Here is a 5,688-nt window from a genome sequence, read left to right on the forward strand (position 1 = left end):
GGCCTCGAAAATGGGGTGCAATGGGGTGCAGCGCCATTGCCGCAGAACTTGCGCGCAGCACATCGCCGCCCGCATGCTGGACGAACACCGCCAGCGCTGCAACAGCCCGCAACCCATCAATGTTGGATAGCCTCGTCGAAATCATGCAAGCCCAGTGCAACTGTCAAAAGGCGATAGCGACACTGCGGCCGCCGCACCTCCATCGGAATTTGATAAGGGATGCCTATTAGTTAAAGCTGATCACCTTAGCAAACTAAAATTAAGGTCGGATGAATTGCCATTTTGGCTACGATTACTATAGGCTTTTGAGGTTCCAAACAAAAAAAATATCAATTTAGAGATACTAAGTACAATAATACCGTCAAGATTAATACTATTGGATTGTTACGGTGCGCTCTCGTAGCCAAATTGGACAAATATGGATTAATTGACTCAGTAAAACTTGTTTCTTATGCAGAGCGGATATTTGAACCTTGCGTTAGGTTTCGCGACGGCGAGGTGGGCTCGGCTCCGGGGGTATGCCTGGAAGTCGCGGTCAGTTAGGGGTGTATTGTGGTCGGGTGGATCTTATGCCGAAAAGAGAAAAAGCATATGAGTTTGCCCCAGACAGCAATTCAGACGTCGCCTCGTCCTCTGCGCGCAACATACCTGCCGATGATCGGCCAGAAGCCTTGAATTCAAACATTCCTCCTGCTTCAAGTTATCAAAAATATACAGATCAGGCTATATTATCTGCAGTTCAGATTGCAGACTTTGTTATATTCTTTATTCTATCGGGCACTTTGCTTTCTATATTCACGGGAAAGGGGCCGATTGTTATAATCAGTCATGGCTTCAAAATTGCCGTTGTCGGGTTCATAGGGGTTCGTTGCCTGCGCTTCATGACGAGATATCGCATGGAGACGATCCGCAACCCATTTGCCAAGCCGGATCGACAGCTCATTGCCTGGAGCAGCGCTTTCCTTCTGATGTCTTTAGCCGCCTATTTGCTGGCAATTCCAGTTGCACAGTCCGTACCCCAATTGGCAATTTGGTATGCTGCGGGTCTGACGCTGTATCTTGGCGTGCGCGTCCTCACCGGGTTGCTGATCGGCGACTGGACCAAGGAAGGCAGGATGAATCGCCGTACGATCGTCATCGGCGATCGGGCTGCTGCAGAACAGCTGATAAGCCTAATCGGCGAGCAGACAGGCAATCCGGTGGAGATTTGCGGTATCTTCGACGATGTCCAGGGAGCCTATACGCCAGCTGGCAAAGGCGGTCATCGCCGGATCCACGATTTGGACGGACTACTCGAATTTGCGAGGATCAGCCGCGTCGAAATGCTCATTCTTGCACTTCCCCTGGTTGAGCAAAGACGGATTGCCGCCATTCTTGACAAGGTCTGGGTCCTGCCGATCGAGATCAAGCTCTCCGCGCACGGCACGCGCCTGCCGTTCAGGCCCCGAGCCTACTCCTATATCGGCTCGATCGCCATGATCGATCTTCTGGATAGCCCGATCAAACAGTGGCACTCCGTCACCAAGCGAATTTTCGATCTCGTTTTCAGCCTGCTCGGCATCATTGTCCTGTCTCCCCTCATGATTGCAACGGCCCTTGCGATAAGAATGGAGAGCCGCGGACCTGTCCTGTTCAGACAGAAGCGGCATGGCTTTAACAATGAAGTCATTGAAATCTGGAAGTTCCGCTCGATGTATGCCGACATGTGCGATCCGTCCGCGCGCAATGCCGTCGTGCGCGACGACCCGCGCGTCACACGAATGGGACGCATCATCCGCAAATCCTCCATCGACGAACTGCCCCAGCTCTTCAATGTCCTGGCTGGCCATATTTCCCTGGTCGGGCCCCGTCCCCATGCTATCGCCGCCCGTACCCAGGATATCCAGTACAACGAGGTCGTGGTGCACTATTTCGCACGGCATCGGGTCAAGCCAGGTATAACTGGATGGGCGCAGATCAATGGTTGGCGCGGTGAGATCGATACAGGAGATAAAATCGAGAAACGTACCGAGTTCGATCTCTATTACATCGAGCATTGGTCGATCTGGTTCGACATCAAAATCTTAATTCTTACGCCAATTCGACTTCTGAACTCACAGAATACCTACTAGGAGGATCGGTCTTTTCGTCAGCGATAGTCTTCGTTTTCCAGTACAGGGTATGGATGGGATCTTCAGGGCCTTGCGAGACGCGCGCGGAACGAAGCCGCGGTTTTCATTTCCGTGATGACGCTCGCCATGCCTTGGTTGCTGCCGCAGTCTGCGTATGTCCCTACCATATGGCAGGGACCTTTCTGGGCTGAGGAATTAACGTCATCGGCATTTCTTCGCCCGGAGAGGCCGAGGAACTCCCGGGATCTTCAATCCGGCCACGACTGCATTGAACGAAGCCCTATACTGGAATTGGCATTCCTGATGAGAACCTATTGAGAAATTTAGACCTAACCATGCCGGAGGCAATACCGGTACAGATCCGGAACTAAGGAATTATGAGCCAAATAACGCAGTTGCGACCGATGCAAATTGAAGACATAGCCCAGGTTGGGGCTTTGTACTTCAAGGTTTTTCGCAACAAGCCTACGAATTCCTCTAGAGATTTCGATACATACTTCAAAGATCTATTTTTTGGGAGCCCGTACTATACCCCTGAAAATGGAAGCTTTGTACACGAAACTGCGGATGGGCAAATCGATAGCGTTCTATCTGCTGTTCCCATGCAGTACCACGTCAATGAAAAAATCATAGTTTCCCGCCTGCTGGGTACGTTCATGACCGATCCCGATATGTCGACGCAGGGGGCGGCCCAATTGACCTTGACCCTCAGAGCGCGTCGTCAGGATTTATGCTTTACAGATACCGCATCGCCCACATCCGCAAACCATCTCAAAGCCGTCGGCGGTGTTATACTGCCAACACAAAGCCTTGAATGGTGCCGGATATTCAAGCCGGTAGGATATGCCATTCTGCGTCTGAGGCCGCACAGCTCCTTTCTGCACAAGACGATGTGGTTGCCTCTGTCCAGGCTCGGTGACGCCATGGTCAAGAAAATCGGCAAGATCCCTCCTATCGAGCCGCCCCCCAGCGTGCGCGACGAGGTCATGGAGGAAATTGCATTCCAGGAGCAGGCCGCCTCCTTGGTGGGGAACTACTCGGTGCGCCCAGTTTGGTCAAAGCCGGAAATTTCATGGATCCTGCGCATGGTATCGATGCATAAATCCGAAGGGCAGCTGCAGATCCGAAGTGTCTATGACAACGCCGGTAGGCTACGCGGATGCTACGTCTTTTTTGGCACGCCCGGCTCGATTGCAAAGGTTTTGAATATCCTGACGGCGTCACGCCAGGACAATGATCTGGTGGTCAAACAAATGCTCCACTATCTGGAAGCGACCGGCTATGTCGCTGCGCAGGGACCGGTACAGCCGCGATTGCTCGAGGCTTTCTCGAAACATAGAGCGCTGTTTTATAGGCATAAAGCCTACACTTGCGTGTCCACGCGCCATCGTGAGGTCATCGAAGCCATTGATCGCCACGACATCTTTCTAGGTGGCCTGGCCGGGGAATCCTGGAGCCGGCTCGCATCGGATTTCCATTGATGCTTTCACCGAATGCCCAAACAACCGGGGCCGTTCAGCGGCCTTTGAGCAAGGCCCAGAATTCATGAAGATCGGGCTCGTCGATCGCGTCGACAGCATATCGGCTTTGTTGCGGATGCTGGGGATGTATCTCGCCTCCAGCGCTAGCCTGGTGGCGGCCAATGCGGCACAACTCATTACCTTTGCCATATTGGCCCGTTCCTTCGGCGCCGAAGAGTTCGGCTTGTTCATCTCCGTCACCGCAATCACGAGTATCGCTGTCCATATCTGCGGCCTCGGCGCCTCGGAATGCCTGATCCGTCGCGTGGCTCGTGACCACACGATCTATCCCGCGATGTTGGGGCACAATCTGATCTTGTCGTTGGCCAGTGGAGCCATTCTCGTTCTGATCGGGATGGCCGTGCTTCCCTTCTGGATCCGGCTCGATGCTTCCGCCCTGATCAACGCCCTGACGATGCTGCTGCTGCTGATCACCAACATCGTTCTGGTCCGGTTGATCACATTGACCGAACAGATCTTCATTGCCCATTCCCAGTTTGCCGCGGCCAATCGCTCCGTCATCGGCTTTGCCCTTGCGCGCACGATCGCCGCAGCCACGGCCTGTCTGGTGTTCGGCGTCACCCGGCTGACGGACTGGGCGGTCTGGCAATTCGCCACGCATATGCTCGTTATGCTGATATATGCCCGCTCGCTGCGTCGGCTTGGCCCCCCGCGATATTGCATCGTTCGCGATGAGCTCAAGCTCGGCGTCTTGTTCGCAACGCCTTTCATCTTCCGAGCCATCCGCCAGAACGCCGATCTGATCGTGCTCGCCAGCGTAGCGAACCAGGAAATTGTCGGCAGCTACGGGGTGGTCCGACGCATCGTCGATAGCAGCTATCTGTCCATCGATGCGATGAACCGGCTGATCTATCCCGGATTGGCGCGTCTAAGCGCCACCGGTATCCATCACATGATGGGACACATCTGGAAGCTGCTCTTGGCCGCCATCGCAATCGGCGTAGGTACCGCGCTGGTAATCTATGTGGCGGCTCCCTACCTGCCATTGTTGTTCGGCCAGGAATATACATCGCTCGTCGTCTTCTGCCGCATTCTGAGTGCGACGCCCATCCTGCTGGCGCTCTGGGCAATCGCGATCGACGGCCTTGGTGCCGCCGGCCTGCATGGTCCGCGCGCCGCAATCCTCAACACTGCCAATGCCCTCGGCGCCGGTGTAATCGCCTGGGCAAGCTGGGTTGCGCCGCCGGCCGGCACGTTCATTTCCATCTATGTGATCGAAGGTAGCATCGTTATCGTTGCCTGGCTGGTCCTATTGCACCTCGCCCGGAAAAGCCGTCAGGCGGCCGTGATGGCCGGCCAAGAGTCGACTCACACTTGAAACGTTTCATACGATCCAAGAAAAGCCGCGCACCCACTGCTCAAGTAGCCAAGCTCTCGAACTGTTCTGCGAACGGCGACGGCACCTTGGAGGCCGCGATCAGCACGGCCGATCCCATCCAGGGCAATTGGTCCTGCCAGGCCGAAGGCGTCACCATCCATCGGCCCCTCGAGCACCCAGGGTGCAGTCATGCCGGTCTGGCGCAGGCCGGCGATGAACGTCATCGTCTTCCAGTGGCCGAAGGGCGCGCTGTCGCGGCAGCGCTCGCCGACCGGCGCCCAGCCATAGTGCCGTGTCATCTTGGTGTTGATGCCGGTCTCATCAAGGAAGACCAGCTTATCCGGATCGATGAATGGCTGGGCTGCTTGCCACAGCTTGCGGCGTGCGGCGACGTCGGGTCGGTCCTGCTCGGCTGCTCGCAGGGCTTTTTTTGAACGACAACCCCAGACGCTTGACCCCATTCCACATCGCGCCAGTGCTCAGATCGATGCCGTGCTCAGCCTGCAGCCAGGCTTGCGCCTGCGCCAATGTGATACCAGGTTGCGAGCGGATGTGAGCCGCCAGCGCCTGCTCCTGTTCGGTAAGCGTCGTCCTGTTCCCACCTTTCGTTTCTCGAGTTTGCCTGGCAGGCTGACGGTCTCTGAATCGGGATCGTTTTGTGTCTAGATTTGACCTTACGCTTGACCCTGAGCGGGTTCCCCGCCGGCTTGAAGTGATC

The 5,688-nt window shown here is 55.4% G+C and carries 4 protein-coding genes; 3 read left to right on the top strand and 1 reads right to left on the bottom strand.

Annotated features, from left to right (window positions below; genetic code table 11):
• Positions 1–569: 569 nt before the first annotated feature.
• The 3 genes from AB4037_RS34280 (at position 570) to AB4037_RS34290 (ending at position 4,970) form a co-directional block, all read left to right on the top strand.
• Positions 570–2,111 (top strand): undecaprenyl-phosphate glucose phosphotransferase, encoded by a 1,542-nt coding sequence (locus tag AB4037_RS34280; protein WP_441774619.1) that lies wholly within the window; start codon positions 570–572, stop codon positions 2,109–2,111.
• A 377-nt stretch (positions 2,112–2,488) separates the two neighbouring features.
• Positions 2,489–3,592, top strand: a complete 1,104-nt coding sequence (locus AB4037_RS34285) for a GNAT family N-acetyltransferase (RefSeq protein ID WP_441774620.1) — start codon at positions 2,489–2,491, stop codon at positions 3,590–3,592.
• Positions 3,593–3,656: 64 nt separating this feature from the next.
• Positions 3,657–4,970: a lipopolysaccharide biosynthesis protein gene (locus AB4037_RS34290; protein WP_441774621.1), complete on the top strand. Its 1,314-nt coding sequence runs from the start codon at positions 3,657–3,659 to the stop codon at positions 4,968–4,970.
• On the opposite strand, the gene AB4037_RS34295 is transcribed toward AB4037_RS34290, so the two are convergent.
• Complete coding sequence (locus AB4037_RS34295; RefSeq protein WP_441774622.1) at positions 4,961–5,431, bottom strand: transposase; 471 nt, start codon at positions 5,429–5,431, stop codon at positions 4,961–4,963. The two genes, AB4037_RS34290 and AB4037_RS34295, sit on opposite strands and share 10 nt — an antisense overlap.
• Between the last annotated feature and the right edge of the window lie 257 nt (positions 5,432–5,688).

It is taken from the genome of Labrys sp. KB_33_2 (assembly GCF_052114505.1).
GTDB lineage: Bacteria > Pseudomonadota > Alphaproteobacteria > Rhizobiales > Labraceae > Labrys.

Bases quoted from the DNA above. Each gene is read 5' to 3' on its own strand.
- AB4037_RS34285 (WP_441774620.1), top strand. From the start codon at position 2,489: ATGAGCCAAATAACGCAGTTGCGACCGATGCAAATTGAAGACATAGCC.
- AB4037_RS34280 (WP_441774619.1), top strand. From the start codon at position 570: ATGCCGAAAAGAGAAAAAGCATATGAGTTTGCCCCAGACAGCAATTCA.
- AB4037_RS34295 (WP_441774622.1), bottom strand. From the start codon at position 5,431: ATGGGGTCAAGCGTCTGGGGTTGTCGTTCAAAAAAAGCCCTGCGAGCA.
- AB4037_RS34290 (WP_441774621.1), top strand. From the start codon at position 3,657: ATGAAGATCGGGCTCGTCGATCGCGTCGACAGCATATCGGCTTTGTTG.